1 pseudogene is annotated in these 587 nt (G+C 27.3%); it reads right to left on the bottom strand.

The window, feature by feature from the left end:
* Positions 1–232, bottom strand: a pseudogene (locus tag HMPREF1871_RS02545) (MetQ/NlpA family ABC transporter substrate-binding protein); the annotation flags it as partial.
* Positions 233–587: the final 355 nt, after the last annotated feature.

Genomic DNA, 587 nt, shown 5'->3' with positions numbered 1-587 from the left:
AATAGTCTTGATAAGTGACAATATCTAGCTTAATTCCTTCTTCTAGCAATTTTGGAGCAATATGTTCTAAAATTTCTGCATGAGGAACATTAGTAGCTCCTATTTTTAATGTTACTGGATTATTTTTATCTAATTTTTCGGCATCTATTCCTTTTTTATCTTTTGCCCCAGAGCAACCTACTAAAGTAAATGCTAATACAAAAGCTGTTAATAATGTTAATATTTTTTTCATAGTGTTTTATCTCCTTTTATTTAAATTTTTCTGTTAATTTTGTAAGTAATAAAAAAGCCCTTATTCTTAAACTTGAGAATATTTTCTTAAAGTTTAAGAATAAGGGCGAATTAACTTCCACGGTACCACCTTATTTTTTTCGTATAAAATTTTTCTACGAACTTAGCCACTACGTTATCTAGAATTATAGTGCGTGTTTATAACGTAACACAAAAACGAAAAAAGCTTGACCTTAATACTCACTTTTTTTACCATTCAAACCATTTTCATAAACTTACATATATGTACTTTCACCTAACTACACTCTCTTTGATACTTACATTTATTACTTATTTGAATATTGGTAATTATTAAC

The sequence above is a fragment of the Gemelliphila asaccharolytica genome, assembly GCF_001553005.1.
In the GTDB taxonomy this organism is placed as follows: Bacteria; Bacillota; Bacilli; order Staphylococcales; family Gemellaceae; genus Gemelliphila; species Gemelliphila asaccharolytica.
The sequence above is the reverse complement of the archived record's forward strand: the minus strand, read 5'-3'. Positions and strand labels throughout refer to the sequence as shown.